The sequence below is a fragment of the Streptomyces sp. HUAS TT7 genome (genome assembly GCF_051550175.1).
GTDB lineage: Bacteria > Actinomycetota > Actinomycetes > Streptomycetales > Streptomycetaceae > Streptomyces.
Genome location: NZ_CP196175.1, coordinates 8,238,730 through 8,256,495 on the forward strand (window position 1 = coordinate 8,238,730; position 17,766 = coordinate 8,256,495).

The window sequence follows — 17,766 nt, forward strand, 5'->3', positions numbered from 1 at the left end:
GCACGCGGCCAGGCCCGCTCGGCGGCAGGACGGTGCCGCCCTGCCGCCGCCCGTCAGACGGTACTGAGCGGATGGGCCGCCGTGGCGGAGCGTGGCGGCCAGGCGCGGGGGGCGAGGATGCCGAGTACGTAGGCGCGGGCGACGAGGGCGGGACGGGTGTCGGCGCCCAGGAGTTCCCGCAGGCGGCTGAGGTGGTAGTCGACCGTCTGCCGGGACAGCTTGAGCGAGGTGGCGATGTCACCGTTGCTGCTGCCCGCCGCCAGCAGGGAGAGGATGCGGATCTGGGCGGGGGTGAGTGACGGGTGGGGGGCGTGGGCGAGGCTCTGGTGGGTGACGACGGCCCAGACGTGGCGGGCGCGGCCGGCGCAATGGCCGACCGTGGTCAGGTGGAGCTGTGCGCGGCGCTGCCGCCCCTGGGCATCCACGAACACCGCGGACGTCTCCACTCGTCGGGTGCGGCGTGCTATCAGACCGTTCCACCGGCGGTGCAGCCCGTCGAGGCCGGTTTCGGGGGCGAGCAGGGTGTGGGCGCGGCGCCCGACCAGGTCGGACAGGCTGAGGTCGAACAGCTCGGCGGCGGCCCAACTCGCGGTGACCACGCGTCCGTTCGCCGATAGGAGCGCGCAGGGCAGGCCGCTGTGGTCGCGCAGTGCTCGTAAGTCGTCCTCGGCCTCTTGCCGCTGGACCATGGCGCGCAGGTGATCGGTGATGTCCACGTAGATTCCGGCGACGCAGATCCGCGCGTTCTCCCGTACGGGGAACCGGTGGCCCACCGCCTGGCCCGCGCTGCCGTCCGGGCGCCGGTAGTCGAGGGTGTGCCGCACCGGCGTCCCCCGGGTGAGGATCTCCTGGTCGAGGGCGCGGAACTGGGCGGCCTCGGTAGGGGCGTCGTACTCCTCGATGTACTTGCCGACGAGTTTCTCCGGAACGGTGCCGTAGAGGTGTGCGTACGCGTGGTTGGCCCACACATAACGGCCGTCGCTGTCCCGGATGAAGGCGGCCGCCGGGGAGAGGTTGACCAGGCCCGCGAAGGCCGCGTACTGCCGCGGGATTTCAGGGTGGGCGTCGACCTCCACGGCGAGGCCGTGCGTACGGTGGCCGGCGCCGCGCTCGTCCAGGGGCCAGCTCACATCGAAGGTACGGCCGTCGAACCGGGCCTGCCAGCGGCCGCCCTGCGGCGGGTGCCCCGGGGCCGCGAGCTCCCGACGTATCCGGTCGAGGAAGCGCTGTGCCGTTTCGGTGTCGGCGAACGCGCCGCCTCCCCTCTCGCGCACCTGCCACGGTTCGTCGATCTCCCACCAGAACACCGGAAGGTGTTCGAGCAGCGCCTTGAGGCTGGAGTCATCCACAGCGGTCTCTCCGTCCGTATACGGTCCGTACGCAACCGGCTGACGCACTGTCACATCGCCATGGGTATCCCGTCCCGATCCCGTGCATGCTCGGTTCTCGGCCGAAGTGGAAGCCGTTCGGTGAGCCCTCGCGGTACCTCTCGATGCCTCAACCCGGCCTGTGAATCAGGCATTTGCCTGAGGGGCCGGCGTCCCTCGGGGCGATGTGGGCGCCGGTTGCCGTGGTCCCCTTGAGTGTGCGGGTGATTACGCCCCGATATAGACGAATGGAGACGAACTTCAGTGAGCAAGGTGCTGTTAGTGCATGCCAAGGGTGGTCCGCCGCTCGGTCACGTCCTGTCCCGGGCGGCCGCTAGGGCGGAAGTGCACCTGCTGGCGCTCAGCGCCCTTCCTCCCGTTGCGGCACGCACCGCCCGGAGACTGTGCGCCTCGGTCGTGACACCCGCCGGCGCGGAGCGCTCCGACCTGGTGTCCCTGATCGTCTCGCGGGCCGAGGACGTGGGCGCGGAAGCGGTGCTCACCTTCTCCGAGTACGCCGTCGTGGCCGTCGCCGAGGCGTGCGAGGCGCTCGGGCTCGCCGGGGCCGGCGGCGCAGCAGCGCTCGCGCGCGACAAGCGGCTGATGCGCCGCACCTGGCAGGAACGCCGGCTGCCACAGCCCGAGTTCCGTGCCGTGGACACCGAGGCGGACCTGTACGGGGCGGCCGATGCCCTGCCCTTCCCGCTGCTCCTCAAGGCGGCCTGGAGCGCCGGCTCCACCGCGCACCAGATCGTCCACGCCCCGCACGAACTGTCCGCCGCCTGGCACCGCTCGCGTGAAGTCATGGCCGAATCAGCCCAGTTGGGGTACGCCGAACTCCACGTCGCCGAGGCGCAGGGTCACTTCGTGGTGGAGCAGATCGTGACCGGCACCGCGTCGGACTGGTTCGACGAGCCCGGCTGGGGCGACTACGTCAGCGTCGAGGGAGTCGTGGCGGACGGCACCTTCCACCCGGTCTGCCTCAGCGGTCGGATGCCCACCGTCGAGCCGTTCACCGAACGCGCCGGCATCACTCCCGCCCTGCTGTCCCAGGAGGCCCAGGACCGCGTGGTGGCGCTCGCGCGGGAGGCGGTCGACGCCCTCGGCCTGCGGGACTGCGGAACGCACACCGAGATCAAGCTCGGCGCGGACGGCAGCATGTGGCTGATCGAGACGGCCGCCCGGTTCGGCGGCGCGATGACGGTGCCGCAGATCGAGGACGTCTTCGGGCTCGACCTCGTCGGCATGCTGGTGGACCACCTCGTCGGGCGTCCGGTCCACTGGCCCGAGCAGGCCCTCACTCCGGCGCAGGCGCGCGGCGCGGCCGGCTCTCTCGTCGTCCTCGCGGTCGACGGCCGGGGCGAGGCCTGGCGCCACCGCAAGGTGTGGGACTTCCCCGTTGTCGCCAAGGACGTGCCGCTCAGCCGGGGCAGCGAGCTGTCGGTGGTCGAGGAGAGTTCGCTCGCCGACGGAAGCGTCGTACCGGTCTACGACCCGGCCGCGGGCGCCAACACCATGGCGGCCCTGTGCCTGCTCTCCGGCACCGACGCCCGCACGGTGCTCCGCGACTTCGAAACGCTGGTGGATGCCCTGCCGCAGGTCCTGCCCGCCGCGCGGCCCGAGGAGGTCTCCGCGTGACCGCCCAGCTGTTCACCGGCGCCTCCGAGCCGTCCACGGACCGTACCGTCGTCGGCGAGAACCTCTCCCTGCCGCTCTTCCGCACCCTCTCCGGAGTGCTGGCCGGCCACCCCTACCTCAAGGTCGTCGTCGACCGCGTCGAGAACACCTGGCACCTCCTCGACACGGCGGCGCACCCCTTCCACGTCAACTACATCGCCACCCGTGTCCTTGGCATGGAACTCGCCGAACTGGACGCGACCCTGGACGCGTTCAACGCCTCCGTCTACGCCGACCCGGCACGGCGCTTCCTCCTGGGTGTGCTGTCGCTGCACACCGACGAGGACGCGGAGGGCCGCGAACGCACCTTCCTCGTCCTGGAGACGACCGAGGCCGACACCATGAACGGCCAACTGCTGCAATTCTTCTACGAGTTCGTACGGCAACGGGTCGACGGCCGGCTCCCGGTGCTGCTCAAGCCCGCCAACCACGGGCAGGAGGAGGAACTGGCGGCGATCAGCGAACAGCGCCTGCCGCGCATCCTGAGCCACGAACTCTTCGGCTCCCGGGTCCGCACGCCGCTGAACCCCGGCGAGGCCGTCGGGCGGCTGCGGTTCTTCCGGACGGACGAGGAGTACGCGGCCGCGGCGGGCGAGCTCGGCTGGGCGGACATCGTGGCCATGCCGTGCCTGCCGGACGACGTTCCCCGGACGGCCGGATTCCTCAACACCGCGCCGATCACCCCCCTTTCCCACACCAACGTCCTGGCCTCCGGCTGGGGGATACCCAACGCCATCGTGCGCGATCTGGAGCAGCTCGTCGAGAAGGACGACCTGGACGGCGCGTGGGTCCGCTACCAGGTGCGCGAGGACGAGATCTCCCTGGAGCGCCTCGACCGGGAACCGGCCCTGCGGGCGCCGGCCTGGCACCAGCAGCGCATCCGCCTCGAACCGCCCCTGCTCGAAGACGCCCCCGTCCTGTCCCTGCACCGGCTGCGCGGCGCCGACCGTGACCGCTACGGCACCAAGGCGGCCAACCTCGGCGAGCTGCACCACGTACTCGACAGCCGCACCGCCGACCTGACCACCTTCTACGGACAGCCCCGCCCGCCGCGCGACGACCTCTACGGGCACCTCGCCGCCCGGCTCGGCCTCGACGCGCCCCACCTGCCCCAACTCCGGGCCAGGGCGGCAGAGTTCGCGTCGGCGACGGTCGGCGCCCCGGAGGGCGTGGCGCTCCCCTTCGCGCTCCAGCAGCACTTCCTCGCCTCCTCGCCCGCCATCCAGCAGGGCATCGGCAAGCTCAAAATGGCACTCGAACTCGACGCCACCGACGTCCTGGACCCGATCTGTCTGCAACTCCAACAGCTGATCCGGCACACGCCGGTACCCGAGTCCGTCATGCGGCAGATCAGCCAGGCCTTCCCCGCGCCGCCCGCCGAGCACGGGCGTCTGGTGGTGCGCTCCTCGTCCAACGCCGAGGACCTGCCCGGGTTTTCCGCGGCCGGCGTCTACGACTCCGTGACCACGGTCCACGGCACTGCCGAACTCCTGGACGCGGTACGCCAGGTGTGGGCCTCCCTGGTGTCACCCCGCAGTGTGCGACTGCGCCACCAGGTGGGGATCTCCCTCGACGACACATACATGGGTGTGATCATCCAGGAGTACGTGCCCGCCTCCCTCGGCGGCGTCCTGGTGACCTGCGACCCGACCCGGCGCGCGGACTTCCGCAACGTCTACCTCAACTGTTCCCCCGGCTCCCCGGAGCGGGTCGTCGAGGGCTCGGTGCTGCCGCAGCAGTACCTGTACAACACGGTGGAGGGCGGTGGCCGCACCGTCGCGCTCGGATCCTGGGGCGACGACCTGCCCGCCGCCACCCGTGCCCGGCTCGCCGACCTGTCCCTGACCGGGCGGCTCCTGCAGTCCCACTTCAGCGAGGCCGACGTGGACAGGCCGCTGGACATCGAGTGGCTCATGACCGAGCGGGGCGACTTCCGGCTGGTCCAGATCCGCCCGTACGCGCTGTGATCCCGGGCCACACGGATGCGCGGACCGGTCCGACGCACACCGCCCGCCGGATCATCCGGCTCAACTACGGCTTCCAGCTGCTGTTCAACCTGCTGTGGTGGATGCCGGTGTTCTACGCCTACCAGAAGCAGGCCGGACTCTCCGACGGCCAGATCTTCGGCATCCAGAGCATCTACTACGTGGCCTTCTGCCTGTTCGAGATCCCGACCGGGCTGATCGCCGACCGGATCGGCGCCCGCAACTGCCTGCGGGCCGGCGCGGTGGTGATGACGGCGGCCAACCTGGCTCCCGTGGCCAGCGCCTCGTACACCGGCTTCCTCCTCCACTTCCTCGCCATCGCCATGGGCCGCTCGCTCACGTCGGGGGCGGCGAGCGCCTACCTGTACGACGGGCTGCGGGCCGAGAAATGCGAGGAGTACTACCTCAAGGCGGAGGGAACCGCGCGGGCCTGGGGGTTGGCGGCGAAGGTCGTGTGCTGGCCGCTGGTCGGGCCTTTGATGGCGGTTGCCCACACGGCCCCGTACGTGCTCAGTGCCGCCAGCGCCGCGGGTTCCCTCGCCTGCGCGGTCGGGCTGCCCCGGCTCGCCGGGACGGATGGAAGTACGGACGGCAGCACGGGGGAGGCGACCGCCGCTCGGAAGAACGGAGGGCGCAGGGGCCGGGCGTTCCTGCGGGACGCGGGTGCCGCGCTGCGCTGCGTCGCCTCGTCGCGGTGGCTGGGCCTGGTGATGGTGCAGGGCGTGGCGGTCTTCACGCTGTCCCGTATCTGCCAGGTCAACCTGTTCCAGCCGATCCTGCTGGACCACGGCATCGGGGAGGCCTCCCACGGCGGAGTGCTGGCCGCGATGACGGTGGCGGAGGCGGTGGGCTCGGCCCGCCCCCAGTGGCTGAGCCGTCGAGTGACGCCGGTCGCCTGGGTGTCGATCCTCAGCCTCGCCCTCGCGGGCACGCTGGCGGCGATGACGCTGAGCGGCCCGTGGGCCGTGGTCGCCCTGCTCTGCCTGTTCGCCGCGGCGACCGGCTTCGTGTACCCGGTGCAGCGCAAGCTGGTGAACGACGCCGTACCAGCGAACGCCCCGCGCGCCACGCTCCTGTCGGCCGAGAGCATCGTGGACCGCGCGGTGTGCGCCCTGGCCGCGATCGCCGTGGGCGCCTACGTCTCCGCCGGTCACCTGGACGCTTTGCTCTGGCACAGCGCGCTCGCGACCGCGGTGCTGCTCGGGGCCGTTCAACTGCTGCTGCGCAGCGGGGTGGTGAAACGGGACCGAGCCGCGGTCCGGACCCCGGCGGCGGACGTGTGGAGCAGCTGAACGACGGCCAGGGTCAGAGGGTGAGCAGCCGGACAAGCAGCACCGTCACCGTGCCGACAGTGAGGAGCGATCCCAGCACGGTGAACAGCTGATCGACACCCCTCGTGTCCCAGCCCTCGATCGCGAACCGGCGTGGATTGTCCGGGTCGTACCGGACCACGACATGCGCTCCCACGCCGAAGTCACGTCCGACAGTTCCCCGGCCGAACCTGGAGGAGTGCTCGTACGTGCGCCCGTCCCGCGCGGTCCAGGCCGCCACCGGGTGGTGATAGGCGGCGCCGTCGTCGTCCCGCCTGACGTCGTGGCGGACGATCCGAGCCCCGGCAGTGACACCTCTGCGGCGGAGCACGTCGGCGCGGCGGAGGCCGTACACGCCGAAGCTGAGGAAGAGCACGCCGATCGTCAGGGGGATGAGGGAGAAGAGCCATTCACGTTCCACGTGTTGCTTGACGTGTGCATGGGGCTGTCGGTTGCGCGTGGTAGTCGCGCATGGACGGATTGAACGCGTCTTCGTAGGCCAGGAGGCGGTGCTCGACCTTCTCGGTCAGCCGCTCCCCGGTGACCATGAGCCCCGTCCGGAAAGCCCGGACCGCACCGGCGCCGTCGCCGCCACCGGGGCGGCATACTCATCTGTGCGGGGCAAATCCCGTACAGACGCTCGCCCACGGCGGGGCACGGTTCGCCTGACCTCTGGTCGAGACCGGCTTGATCGACGAGTACCGCCTTCTCGTCCACCCGGTCGTCCTGGGCGCGGGCGCGCGGATCTTCGTCGCACCGCTCGTCATCGAGCCGATCAGCACCACCGCCTTCAGGGGCGGCACCGTCGGCCACGTCTTTTCGGCGCATCCGTGATTCCGATGGGTGGCAGCAGTGGAGTCGCGTGATGGAGATCTTCAGAATTCCGCTTGAGCGCCGGTCGGAATGCCCGCGCGGTGACCATCGGTGGGGGCAGGGGGCGTCCCGTGTGCACGGGCGCAGGTGATGGCTCGGCCACGTTCGCCGCAGGTGTGCCACCGCCCGTCCGTGCTGTCGTGCACTCCACCCTGACCTGGGATTTTGCGATGTTGGGCCGTAGCGTCTCCCCTGACGGAAGGGGAACTGTATGGACCGGAACATCTACCGGGTCGAGGACGTGCTGAAGCTCCTGGACGGCCTGTTCGCACCCGAGGCCGATCGCTGGACGAGCAGTGCGGCCACCTGGTGGGACGACTTCTACACCGACCGTTCCAAGCCTGTGCCGTTCTTCGTGGCGAAACCGGACGAGAACCTGGCTTCCTACCTCGACCGCGAACTGATCACTCCGGGCCGGGCGCTCGACCTCGGCTGCGGCCCCGGGCGCAACTCCCTCCACCTCGCCTCACACGGTTTCCAGGTGGACGCCGTCGACCTGTCTCCGACGGCCATCGCCTGGGCCCAAGAACGCGCTCTGCAGGCCGGAGTTGACATCCGATTCCGCTGTGCGGACGCCTTCAGCCTCACTGCGGCCGAGCTGAACGGCTCCTATGACCTCATCTACGACTCGGGCTGCTTCCACCATCTGCCACCCCATCGCCGCCTCAGCTACCTCGATCTCCTCGACCGATTCCTCGCCCCCGGCGGCCATTTCGCCCTCACCTGCTTCGCCCCCGGAGAGAGCGGCGCTTCCACGCTGCCCGACGCGGCCTTCTACCGCGACGCCCGCCTCCACGGCGGACTCGCCTACACCTCCGAGGACCTGCGCAGGATCTTCTCCCACCTCGCCGAGGCAGAGATCCGGCGCATGCACGACGAACCCGCCGAGTCCGCCCACTTCGGTGAACCCTTCCTGTGGACAGCCCTGTTCCGCCGCGAGGCCCAGGTGTATCCGGGGACGGCGGGATCAGGGTGTGGGGCGGAGGCGTGCGGCGGCGGTGGTGATGGCCGGATGGTGGGGGACGGCGGACAGGGAACTGCCGGTGAGCCACTGCTTCCAGGTGAGGTTCCAGTCGCCGTAGCCGTTGTCGAAGACGGTCATGGGGGTGCCGTAGCCGTGGATGACGTCGACGATGTCGCCGGGGCTGATGGTGTCGTAGAACCAGGCGGCATCGTCGCTTGACATGCCGGTGCAGCCGTGGCTGACGTTCTCGGCACCCTGGGATTCGAGGGACCAGGGGGCTGCGTGGACGTACTCGCCGCTCCAGGTGAGGCGGGTGGCGTAGGAGACGGGGAGGTCGTAGAAGTCGCTGGTGCCGCGAGCGATGCCGATCGAGTCGCCCCGCATGCGTACCGTGCGCTCCTTGCCCAGGACCACCTTGATGCCCTCGCGGGTGCGGAAGCCCGGCTTGCCGGTGGTCACCGCGATCGTCCTGATCGTGTGGCCGTTGCGCTTGACGGTCATCTCGTGCGCCGCGACGTCGGTGATGGCTTCGATCCGGTCACCGGTGGTGAGGGTGAGCGGCTGTGAGGGTCCGCCGTACAGCTTGTCGGTGACGTGGACCCGGTCCAGGCCGCTGCGGACCTGGATGGTGGCGTGGGCGGGCCAGTACGTCTGGGGCCGGTAGTGGAGCGTGCTGTCGTTCACCCAGTACCAGCTGCCCTGCACGGCGGGCTCGGAGGTCACTTGCAGGGACCGTTCGACGAGCCTGCGTGCCTGGCGGTCGGCTGCCGGGACGGGCTGGGACAGTTCGGCGACGACGGGCTGCCCCACCCCGTAGACGCCGGGCGTGGGTCCGAAGGCGGCGGTGAGCCTGTTGCCCGGTGGTGGCGGCGCGGTCTCCAGGGCCCAACTGGCCTGTCCGGGCAGGCCGTCCTCGTCCTCGGCCATGGCTCGGAGGAGGTAGCGGGTGCCGGCGCGCAGCGGTGTCGTGCTGTGCCAGCAGGTGCCGTCGTCGCTGATCCGACCCGCCAGGTGTCGCCCCTGCGTATCGGTGACGCTCACATCCGTGAGCTGGCCGTCCGTCCTCAGACGGATCGTCAGCGAGTCGGCAGGATCCGCCAACGGCATCACGGACTCCGGGGCCAAGTCCACGCGCTGGATCGGCATTTGACGTCGTTCGTCGTCATCGGTCGTATGCGGCCGGTCGTCGCCCCCGGACCCCACGGCCCCGCACGATCCGACGGGACAGCTGTTGGTGCACTGACTGCCCGCAGGTTCCTTCCCCGCCACGGCTTCCAGTGCCGTGTCCGCGAGGAGGGGCACTGTTGAGCGGGGATGCAGCGATGGAGTGAGCATGGGCGACGCGGCGGCCATGGTCATGGCACCTGCCGCGACGAGCGCCATGCTCCAGTTCCTGACCCGGGGTCTCACCGTGCGGCCCTCCCAAGCATCGACAGCGGGATGGCGTCATCACAGCAGACCGCGGGACGACCATATGACCGCGTCGTTGCCGATGGGTCCGAACGGGTGCAGCGGACCGCCCGGTTGAACCAACGGCCATGGGCAGGGGGTGGTTGGTCCTGGCCGGTTGGCGGCGGGAGCCCGTCCGTGTCCGGGGCGGGCAGGGTGCGAGGGCTGGTGTCGGCGTCCGGTCCACCGGGGCACGGTTGAGGACCGGGCGCCGACCAAAGTGCGGCCTCCCCCACGGACGGCCGCTCACGCAGCATGTCACGAGCCTCGCGTGCCTGGGAAACATAAGGCATCCAAGTGACTGAAATCGTGTCATGTCTGTGATGAGTGCCCTGCGTGGGTGTCGGGGCTTGGGCAACGTCAGCTCGTCTCTTCGGAGTTGGGTCCTTCGGGGCGTATAGCCAGGCCGGGGCGCCTTGTCGAGGCGTCCAGGGTCGTGGCGCCGAGCGGAGGGGGGCGGCGGGGCCGGGTTTCGGGATGCGGCGGGGCGGGGGAGATCTCTCACGTGGACCTCATCCCCACCGTCGATCTGACTGCTCCCGACCCGGCCCGTATCGACCGCGCTCTCCGGAACGCCGGCTTCCTCCTGGTCAAGGGCCATGGCATCGACCCGTCGCTGCCCGCCGCCATCCGCGAGGCCGCCCGCGCCTTCTTCCGTCTCCCCGCCTCCGCCAAGCAGCCGTACGCCGTGAAGGTGGGCGGGCGGGGGTGGCTCGGCCCGGGTGCCGAGGCCAATGGCTATGCCGAGGGCACCGAGACTCCGCCGGACCTGAAGGAGTCGCTGTCCTTCGCCGCCGAGCAACCCACCGGGGACGCGGCCGTCGACGCGGAGTGGTTCGCGCCCAACACCTGGCCCTCCGAGGCCCCGGACCTCAAACCGCTCATCGACGACTACCTCGCCGGGATGAAGGCGCTCTCCGACCGCCTCCTGGAACTCCTGGCCACGGCCCTCGGCCGCCCCGAGGACTTCTTCACCCGGCACACCGGCCACCCCACCTGGGGGTTCAACATCAACTGGTATCCGGGGACGGACATCGTCGGCGCCCCGCAGCCGGGCCAGTTCCGGATCGGACCGCACACCGACTTCGGGACGGTGACGGTCCTGGACCGGCAGCACGGAAAGGGCGGGCTTCAGGTCTTCACGGACCGGCACGGCTGGCAGGACGCCCCGTACGACCCCGCCGCGCTGACCGTCAACATCGGTGATCTGATGGCCCGTTGGACCGACGGCCGCTGGAAGTCGGGCCGTCACCGGGTACTGCCACCGCCCGCCGACGCCCCCGCGGAGGAACTGCTGTCGCTGGTGTACTTCTACGAGTGCGACCCCGGCACGGACGTCCGGGGCATCGATTCCCACACTTACCTGCGAGCCCAGCTGGACGCGATCACGGCCGGCTGACACAGCCGCCGCCTCCGAGTCCGGTCGGCCGTCCCACGAGCGGTGATCCATGCGGTTGCGGGACTGGTCGGACTGGTCGGACAGGTCCGCCAGTTGCGGCCTCGCCGGCCGGCTGGAACGTGGCCGGGAGTTCCGGGTGAAGGGCTTGAAGCTGCCGCTGCGGCAGCCTCTACCGTTCTGAGCAGGGCCGGAGAAACCGGCCCGGTGAAGCACTCGTGGGGGAGGCGGCGATGGCCTGGCCGATCGCGGAGGTCGCCCGGATATCGGGTGTGACGGCCCGGACGCTGCGGCACTACGACGAGATCGGCCTGCTGCCACCCGCCCGCATCGGCACCAACGGCCGCCGCTACTACGAGGAGCGGCAGTTGCTGCAGCTTCAGCAGATCCTCGTGCTGCGGGCCCTGGGCGTGGGGCTGATGGAAATCGGCCGGGTCCTGGCCGAGCAGGTCGACGAACTGGAGGCCCTGCGCGGCCACCACCGCCGACTCCTTGCCGAGCGCGACCGGCTGGACACCCTGGCCGTCACCGTCGCCCGCACGATCGCCGAACTGGAACGGTCCAGGAAGGACGGCACACCCATGACCAGCATCAACCGACCGGAAAACCTCTTCGAGGGCATCCGGCCCGCCCGCTACATGAAGGGCCTGCGTGACTTCCCGGAACTGGTCGGGGCCATCGAACGGCACCACGCGACGCTGAGCGAGGCCGAGATCGAGGCCGACGAGCGCGAGCGCACGGCACAGATGATCCGGCTGGCCGAGCTACTGGCCGCCCGTCTGCCCGCCGACGCCGATGAGGTACAGGCGGAGATCGACACCCAGTACCGCACGCTGGCCCGGATCCGGCCGGCCACTGCCGAGGAATACCGGGCGATCGGGCGTTCCTGCGTGGAGAACGAACACTGGCGCGCCGCGTACGAGTCGATCGCGGCGGGCCTGGCCGCCTACCAGCGCGACGCCATCGACACGTACGCGACCACGCGGCTCGGCTGAATCGGCCCGGGCCGCCGCCACGAGCCGACCTCGCGGCGACGGCCAGCTGAAGGATCTGCCGTGTCTGGGGCCGGCGGTGCCAGGAGCTACGCGTCCGTCCCGGGGGCGTGTCATCCGCTCGCGGCGTCTTCGGGCTCCCAGCGCAGCAGGTCGCCCGGCTGGCACTTGAGTACCTCGCAGAGTGCGGCGAGTGTGGCGAAGCGCACCGCCTTGGCGCGGCCGTTCTTGAGTACCGCGAGGTTGGCGGGGGTGATCCCTACGCGGTCCGCGAGCTCGCCCACGGACATCTTCCGCCTTGCCAGCATCACGTCGATGTCGACGGTGATCGGCATCAGATCACCTCGTCCAACTCGGCCTGCATGCGGGCGGCTTCGACGTCGCGCGCGACCGCCTGGGCGAGCAGCATCCGCAGCACGAGCACCATGAGCGCGACCCCCAGGATCGCCACGCCGATCCCGGCCATGATGACGCTGACGCCCGGGTCGTCCCGCTGGCCCGGCGCATTGACGATCGTGACCGTGAACCACACGAGGGCCGCCGCCACGATCGCTCCGATCAAGATGTCCACGTACCGGAAGGCGGCGTGGGAGAACACGGTTCCGCGTCGCACCATCGCCACCAGCCGCCATACGCAGACCAGGGCGACCTGGGCCGTCATCATGCCCAGGATCGTGATCACGCGCAGCGAGGTCAGGGGGAGTGACCCGTCCTCCGGGTCATTCCCGGTGACCAACGCCCACACCATTCCCGCCTGTACGAACACGGTGCCGGCGAGCACCACCGCGAGCACGGCGCGCAACGCACGCACTGCCAGTTTTCCCATGACCGCTCCTTCCATCGACTTGCGATGGGAATCTATCGAGTATCGATAGGTGGAGCAAGGGCTGGAACGGCAAGGGCTGGAACGGAGGGTGGGCAGCGGCTTCGTATTCTCCGTGTCGGGAGAAGTCGGCCACCCCCCCGGACCGAGGAGCTCCTCGCACCGGGTGTCGGGCTGGTCGACCGAATCCGGGACTTCGTCACCGGCCGCGGCAAGTAGTCGGCAGCCCTTACCGGGGCGGGGGAGCGTTCGCTGCTTACGACGACCGGTGGGGCGAGGCCGCCGAGGTCAGGTGTGCAGGCGGCTGTTGGGTCCGTCCTGGTCGGCGGGGGTGTCGTCGTCGTTGAACCAGTAGTCGCCGGCGGCCAGGTATCTGAATGAGTGGCTGCTCTTGCTGGGCAGCTCGATGGTGACGGCGCGGCTGCCGTCCTCGCGGGGCGTCAGGGTGTGCATGCCGGGCCGCCAGTTGTTGAAGTCGCCCACCACGCTCACCGGTCCGGGTGGTGTGTCGGCCGGGAGGACGAATGTGACTTCGGTGCGGTTCTTGCGCGGTGTGCGGTTCAGCACCAGCGGGCTCCTGAGGGTGGCGGCGACGGGGATGGGGGACAGGGTTCCATCGTCGGCGGCCTGCGCGCCGGCCGCTCGCCGACACCACCGGAAGGAGCCCGGCGTCAATCGCCCGGCCCAGCCGGTGCACATGCGGTGAATCGCCGGGTTTGGCGGCGCCCACAGCGGGCTGCACGCGTGATGCCGCGACCGCTCGTCGCAGCCGTGGCCTGACCAGCGTTTCGCCTGTCACCGCCCGACGGAGGAGAGATCGATGACCGACACTTCACGTGAGCCGACCACCAGCGATTCCGGTGCTCCGGTGGAGAGTGACAAACACTCGCTCACCGTCGGCCCTGGTGGACCGATCCTGCTGCAGGACTCCTACCTGATCGAGCAGATGACGCAGTTCAACCGGGAGCGGATCCCCGAGCGGCAGCCGCATGCCAAGGGGAGCGGTGCCTTCGGGCATTTCGAAGTGACCAGCGATGTCAGTGCCTCCACCAAGGCTGCTGTCTTCCGGCCCGGTGCCAGGACCGAGCTGGTCACCCGGTTCTCCACGGTCGCGGGCGAACGCGGCAGCCCGGACACCCCACAGCGGCTACCCGCTGATCGTGGTGGGCCGGATGACCCTGGACCGCAACCCCACCGACCACCATGCGGAGATCGAGCAGACGGCCTTCCAGCCGAACAACCTCGCTCCCGGGATCGGCCCCAGCCCGGACCGGATGCTGCTGGCCCGGCTGTTCTCGTACGCGGACGCACACCGGCATCGGATCGGCGGCAACTATCAGCAACTGCCCGTCAACGCCCCGGTCGTTCCGGTGCACACGTACTCCAAGGACGGAGCGATGGCGTATCGCAAGACCGTCGACCCGGTCTACGCACCGAACCTGACGGGAGGCCCCGTGGCCGACACCGGCCGGTACGGGAACCCGCCCAGCTGGCACACCGACGGGGAGATCACCCGGTCGGCCCATGTCTCTCATGCCGAGGACGACGACTGGGGCTGAGCGCATCGAACGGGGGGTGCGCGCCAAGGCGGACGGGAAGGGCCCCAAGGCCGCGGAGCAGAGCAACTCTGCGCGGCGAGACATGCAGGAAAAGGCCTGACCACAGGAACAGGGCCTCGTGGTGTTCTGCGGGCGGCCGCCCGAGCCGGGAAGGCAGCCGTCGGCTGCCCATGGTTTTGGATTCGGCGCGACCGCCGGGGTCGCGGGTGGTTGCCGGTACGGTCGGCCGTGGGACGGGTAGTTACTGGCCATGATCACCATCGGGGTCGAAGAGGAGTACCTGCTGCTCGATCCGGCCAGCGGACACCCTGTGCCTCTGTCGGAGGAGGTGCGCCGCGCCGCGGGACTCGATGCGCTGGCCGAGGACGACGAGGTACAGCTGGAGCTGTTGCAGGCGCAGGTCGAGGCCGCCACGCCTGTGTGCGGCAGCCTGGCCGAAGTAGCCGGCCATCTGCTGCGACTGCGCCATGATCTGGGCACGGCCGCGGAGCGGGCGGGGTGCCGTCTCGCCGCGACCGCCGCCGCTCCGGTGGCGGGCTCGGGGACCGTTCCGGTCACGGACAGGCGCCGGTATCTGGAACTCCGCAAGCAGGGCGGCCATCTCATCGACGGCATGCTGATCAACGGGATGCATGTGCATGTCGGGATGCCGGACCGGGAAGTGGGCGTGGCGGTGCTGAACCGTCTCCGGATCTGGCTGCCCGCACTTCTGGCCATGTCGGCGAACTCGCCGTTCTGGGACGGCAACGACACCGCCTTCGCGAGCTGGCGCACGCCCGTCTTCAGCCGTTGGCCGGTCAGCGGGCCGCCACCGCCCTTCGCCGACATAGAGGACTACGAACGACGCACCGACGCACTCACCGCGTCCGCGACCATCGCCGACGCGGGACAGCTCTATTGGCAGGCACGTCTCTCGGAGCGATACCCCACCCTCGAAGTCCGCTGCATGGACGTCCAACTGCGCGTGGACGACGCCGTGATGCTCGCAGGAATCGTCCGCGCCCTGGCCGCCACCGCCATCCGCGAGCACAAGGACGCCATCCCCGAGCCGGCCTGCCCTCCCGAACTGCTCCAGGCCGCCATGTGGCACGCCGCCCGCCACGGCCTCGGCACCACTCTCCTCGACCTCGGAGGCCGCCCCCGCCCCGCCGGTGACGTCCTGGTCCAGCTGGCCCGGCACATCGCCCCGGCTCTTGAGGAACACGGCGACGGCCGCCACGTCGATCCCCTCCTCCACCGCCTGCTGCGCCAGGGCACCGGCGCCGACCGCCAGCGCCACGCCCTGGCCGAGGGAGGACTCCCTGCCCTGATCGACTTCATCATCGACGAAACCGCCTCCGCCTGAACCGACGTCCACCAGGGCTTTCAGCGGTCAGGCGGGTTCGACCGTTTGCATGAGGCGCTGGAAGGCCGTCATACAGGCCAGGCAGTGGTGGTCGGTCTGGGTGTCCCCGCCGAGGTCGAGGGGCTGGCCGCACAGGGTGGCGCGCTGGCCCTGGGCGACGACATGCCACACCTGGCCGGCGCCGCTGACAGATATGCCGACGTGCATTTCGTACATGACAGTCCTCCGTACCGTGACAACACTCCACGCCATCACGGCTGCGGGTCCCGCGCTCCCTGGCGTGGCATTCGGGTGACCCGTGGACGGCCGCGCCCCTGCTCCCGTGTGATCAGCCGCTGTCGGACAAGGCGGCCAGGCGACGGCGGGCGGGCGCGAGGGAACGGCCACGGCGCAGCGTTTCCCGCCAGGGATCGTGTCCGAGGCGTTCGGACATCGTCGAGTTCGTCCACCTTTTCGCGGTCAGGCCCGGTTCGTTCAGCTCCGACCAGGCCAGGGGTGCGGCGACGGGGGCGCCGGGCAGCGCCCGTACGGCGTACGGGGCGACTGCGGTCTGGGCGTAGGCGTTGCGCTGTACGTCCAGGTAGAGGCGGCCGTGCCGGGCCTGCTTCCTGGGCTCGGTGGTGAGGCGGTCGTGGTGGCGGGCGGCGAGCAGGTCGGCGGCCTCGCGGGCGAAGGCGTGGAGGTGGCACACCGCGGTAGTACCCGGCGAGGTCGGCCTTGGTGATGCCGTCCTCGGGGAACAGCACCTTGTCCGGGCGGTTGATCTCGACCGTGCGGCGGCCGGCTCGCAGCTTCGGCGCTTCACTCATGGTGAATCCTCGCGTCGGCCTCCAGTGGACCACTTGGGCGGCACGCTTGTCATCGCGTAGGCCTAGCAAGCAGGGGTGGCGCAGCAGCCGGCCGATCACTGGCTGCCATGGCGACCGTCCGGCCATGACGGTCGGTGATGGTTCCGGTAGGCGCCCTCGTCCCAGATGATGCCGCGACCGGCGCCGTACTCGCCCTTTGTGTCGGGGGGACGAGCCGGGTTCTTCCTGGGACGCTGGGTATACGCAGGTAAAGAGGTGAGACGGCTCATGAGTGAGAACTGGCCCCTTGATCGAGCCATCTCTCGTCAGCCAGTCCTTCGGCTGCACACCGATCGGCACGCCCCCTCGGTCCGACCGCCAGGGCCGGAGCCGCCACCACGATCGCCGTCGCCGTGGCCGTACTGGTACCGCGTGTGATGCCGACGCTCGACCAGTACCTGTGGGCCTCCGGTGTGCGACTGGGCACGTAGAAGTGCGAGGAGAACCTCATGGACTCGAAGCAGATGGCACGTCAGGTGCTGCATTCCTACGGCGAGACATATGCGCGGGAGGCGGGCATCCGACTGCGCGACACCCCGGCGCCGCTGTACCAACTGCTGGTGCTCTGCGTCCTGTTCGCGGTGCCGATCCGCGCGCAGACGGCACTCGCCGCGGCCCGGGAGCTGTTCACCGCCGGGCTCCGCACCCCACGGGCCATGGCTGATTCCAGCTGGCAGGACCGGGTGGACGCGCTCGGCCGAGCCCACTACCGCCGGTACGACGAGAGCACGGCCACCGCGCTGGGCGACGGCGCGGAGCTTGTCCTCGAACGCTGGCACGGGGACCTGCGCGTCCTGCGGAAGCAGGCCGACGGCGACCTGGGACGGATGCGGGAGCTGCTCCAGGAGGTGCCGCGAATCGGCCCCACCGGCGCCGACATCTTCTGCCGGGAAGCCCAGGCGGTCTGGCCGGAGGTGCGGCCCTTCTTCGATGCCCGAGCCCGGAAGACGGCCTCCGGCCTCGGCCTGCCCCGAAGCCCCAAGGCCCTGGCAGACCTCGTCCAGCCACGCGAGCTGGTCCGGCTCGCGGACGGCCTGGTGCGGGTCGGGCTCACACCCGAGGCGACGGAGAAACTGCGCCACACGTGACACGTCGAGGGGCTGAGTGTGAGGTGCGCGGGGTGGTGTATGAGGGGTGGTGTAAGAGGGGTGGCCGCCCCCGCGCTCATGCCTCCGTAA

At 70.3% G+C, this 17,766-nt stretch carries 15 protein-coding genes and 3 pseudogenes; 10 read left to right on the top strand and 8 right to left on the bottom strand.

Annotated features, from left to right (window positions below; all coding sequences use genetic code 11):
* Window positions 1-53 precede the first annotated feature (53 nt).
* Entirely contained in the window at window positions 54-1,349 is a 1,296-nt protein-coding gene (locus tag ACSHXC_RS37415) for a PAS domain S-box protein (protein WP_438295781.1), read from the bottom strand.
* 435 nt (window positions 1,350-1,784) lie between these two features.
* Here ACSHXC_RS37415 and ACSHXC_RS37420 point away from each other — a divergent pair, with 435 nt between their 5' ends.
* The 3 genes from ACSHXC_RS37420 to ACSHXC_RS37430 are packed head-to-tail and all read left to right on the top strand — an operon-like array spanning window position 1,785 to window position 6,321.
* The gene (locus ACSHXC_RS37420) at window positions 1,785-3,005 is read left to right on the top strand and encodes an ATP-grasp domain-containing protein (protein ID WP_438295782.1); all 1,221 of its coding nucleotides are present in this window, start codon (window positions 1,785-1,787) and stop codon (window positions 3,003-3,005) included.
* Window positions 3,002-5,011, top strand: a complete 2,010-nt coding sequence (locus tag ACSHXC_RS37425; RefSeq protein WP_438295783.1) for a PEP/pyruvate-binding domain-containing protein — start codon at window positions 3,002-3,004, stop codon at window positions 5,009-5,011. The genes ACSHXC_RS37420 and ACSHXC_RS37425 overlap by 4 nt, the downstream gene beginning before the upstream one ends.
* The gene (locus tag ACSHXC_RS37430) at window positions 5,008-6,321 is read left to right on the top strand and encodes an MFS transporter (protein ID WP_438295784.1); all 1,314 of its coding nucleotides are present in this window, start codon (window positions 5,008-5,010) and stop codon (window positions 6,319-6,321) included. Before ACSHXC_RS37425 ends, ACSHXC_RS37430 begins: the two co-directional genes overlap by 4 nt.
* Before the next feature lie 13 nt (window positions 6,322-6,334).
* Here ACSHXC_RS37430 and ACSHXC_RS37435 read toward each other — a convergent pair whose 3' ends face one another.
* Entirely contained in the window at window positions 6,335-6,760 is a 426-nt protein-coding gene (locus ACSHXC_RS37435) for a DUF3592 domain-containing protein (RefSeq protein ID WP_438295785.1), read from the bottom strand.
* 266 nt (window positions 6,761-7,026) lie between these two features.
* Between ACSHXC_RS37435 and ACSHXC_RS37440 the strand changes: the two genes are divergently transcribed.
* Window positions 7,027-7,173 (top strand): hypothetical protein, encoded by a 147-nt coding sequence (locus ACSHXC_RS37440; protein WP_438295786.1) that lies wholly within the window; start codon window positions 7,027-7,029, stop codon window positions 7,171-7,173.
* 250 nt (window positions 7,174-7,423) lie between these two features.
* Window positions 7,424-8,149: pseudogene (locus ACSHXC_RS37445) on the top strand (class I SAM-dependent methyltransferase); the annotation flags it as partial.
* Between the two features lie 30 nt (window positions 8,150-8,179).
* Here ACSHXC_RS37445 and ACSHXC_RS37450 read toward each other — a convergent pair.
* Window positions 8,180-9,322: an Ig-like domain-containing protein gene (locus ACSHXC_RS37450; RefSeq protein ID WP_438295787.1), complete on the bottom strand. Its 1,143-nt coding sequence runs from the start codon at window positions 9,320-9,322 to the stop codon at window positions 8,180-8,182.
* Between the two features lie 808 nt (window positions 9,323-10,130).
* Here ACSHXC_RS37450 and ACSHXC_RS37455 point away from each other — a divergent pair.
* Window positions 10,131-11,024 carry an isopenicillin N synthase family dioxygenase gene (locus ACSHXC_RS37455; RefSeq protein WP_438295788.1) on the top strand — a complete coding sequence of 298 codons (894 nt, stop codon included), beginning with the start codon at window positions 10,131-10,133 and terminating at the stop codon, window positions 11,022-11,024.
* A 230-nt stretch (window positions 11,025-11,254) separates the two neighbouring features.
* Entirely contained in the window at window positions 11,255-12,016 is a 762-nt protein-coding gene (locus ACSHXC_RS37460; RefSeq protein ID WP_438295789.1) for a MerR family transcriptional regulator, read from the top strand.
* A 110-nt stretch (window positions 12,017-12,126) separates the two neighbouring features.
* Here ACSHXC_RS37460 and ACSHXC_RS37465 read toward each other — a convergent pair whose 3' ends face one another.
* From ACSHXC_RS37465 to ACSHXC_RS37475, 3 genes are all read right to left on the bottom strand, one after another.
* The gene (locus ACSHXC_RS37465) at window positions 12,127-12,348 is read right to left on the bottom strand and encodes a helix-turn-helix domain-containing protein (protein WP_344379553.1); all 222 of its coding nucleotides are present in this window, start codon (window positions 12,346-12,348) and stop codon (window positions 12,127-12,129) included.
* The gene (locus ACSHXC_RS37470) at window positions 12,348-12,839 is read right to left on the bottom strand and encodes a DUF2975 domain-containing protein (protein WP_438295790.1); all 492 of its coding nucleotides are present in this window, start codon (window positions 12,837-12,839) and stop codon (window positions 12,348-12,350) included. Before ACSHXC_RS37470 ends, ACSHXC_RS37465 begins: the two co-directional genes overlap by 1 nt.
* A 285-nt stretch (window positions 12,840-13,124) precedes the next feature.
* A complete protein-coding gene (locus ACSHXC_RS37475; RefSeq protein ID WP_438295791.1) occupies window positions 13,125-13,403 on the bottom strand; it encodes an isoamylase early set domain-containing protein in 279 nt (92 codons plus the stop codon).
* Window positions 13,404-13,656: 253 nt separating this feature from the next.
* On the opposite strand from ACSHXC_RS37475, the pseudogene ACSHXC_RS37480 reads away from it, so the two are divergent.
* Window positions 13,657-14,495 (top strand): annotated as a pseudogene (locus tag ACSHXC_RS37480) (catalase).
* A gap of 150 nt (window positions 14,496-14,645) precedes the next feature.
* The gene (locus ACSHXC_RS37485; protein WP_438295792.1) at window positions 14,646-15,740 is read left to right on the top strand and encodes a carboxylate-amine ligase; all 1,095 of its coding nucleotides are present in this window, start codon (window positions 14,646-14,648) and stop codon (window positions 15,738-15,740) included.
* A gap of 27 nt (window positions 15,741-15,767) precedes the next feature.
* Here ACSHXC_RS37485 and ACSHXC_RS37490 read toward each other — a convergent pair whose 3' ends face one another.
* Both ACSHXC_RS37490 and ACSHXC_RS37495 read right to left on the bottom strand, forming a co-directional pair.
* Entirely contained in the window at window positions 15,768-15,956 is a 189-nt protein-coding gene (locus tag ACSHXC_RS37490) for a hypothetical protein (protein ID WP_438295793.1), read from the bottom strand.
* A 112-nt stretch (window positions 15,957-16,068) separates the two neighbouring features.
* Window positions 16,069-16,422 (bottom strand): annotated as a pseudogene (locus tag ACSHXC_RS37495) (non-homologous end-joining DNA ligase); the annotation flags it as partial.
* Between the two features lie 615 nt (window positions 16,423-17,037).
* Between ACSHXC_RS37495 and ACSHXC_RS37500 the strand changes: the two are divergent.
* Window positions 17,038-17,676: an endonuclease gene (locus ACSHXC_RS37500; protein WP_438295794.1), complete on the top strand. Its 639-nt coding sequence runs from the start codon at window positions 17,038-17,040 to the stop codon at window positions 17,674-17,676.
* Window positions 17,677-17,766: the final 90 nt, after the last annotated feature.

What these genes read in the sequence shown, in the direction of transcription:
- ACSHXC_RS37500 (WP_438295794.1), top strand. Translation starts at nt 17,038, where the DNA reads ATGGACTCGAAGCAGATGGCACGTCAGGTGCTGCATTCCTACGGCGAG.
- ACSHXC_RS37485 (WP_438295792.1), top strand. Translation starts at nt 14,646, where the DNA reads ATGATCACCATCGGGGTCGAAGAGGAGTACCTGCTGCTCGATCCGGCC.
- ACSHXC_RS37450 (WP_438295787.1), bottom strand. Translation starts at nt 9,322, where the DNA reads ATGCCGATCCAGCGCGTGGACTTGGCCCCGGAGTCCGTGATGCCGTTG.
- ACSHXC_RS37470 (WP_438295790.1), bottom strand. Translation starts at nt 12,839, where the DNA reads ATGGGAAAACTGGCAGTGCGTGCGTTGCGCGCCGTGCTCGCGGTGGTG.
- ACSHXC_RS37465 (WP_344379553.1), bottom strand. Translation starts at nt 12,348, where the DNA reads ATGCCGATCACCGTCGACATCGACGTGATGCTGGCAAGGCGGAAGATG.
- ACSHXC_RS37460 (WP_438295789.1), top strand. Translation starts at nt 11,255, where the DNA reads ATGGCCTGGCCGATCGCGGAGGTCGCCCGGATATCGGGTGTGACGGCC.
- ACSHXC_RS37490 (WP_438295793.1), bottom strand. Translation starts at nt 15,956, where the DNA reads ATGTACGAAATGCACGTCGGCATATCTGTCAGCGGCGCCGGCCAGGTG.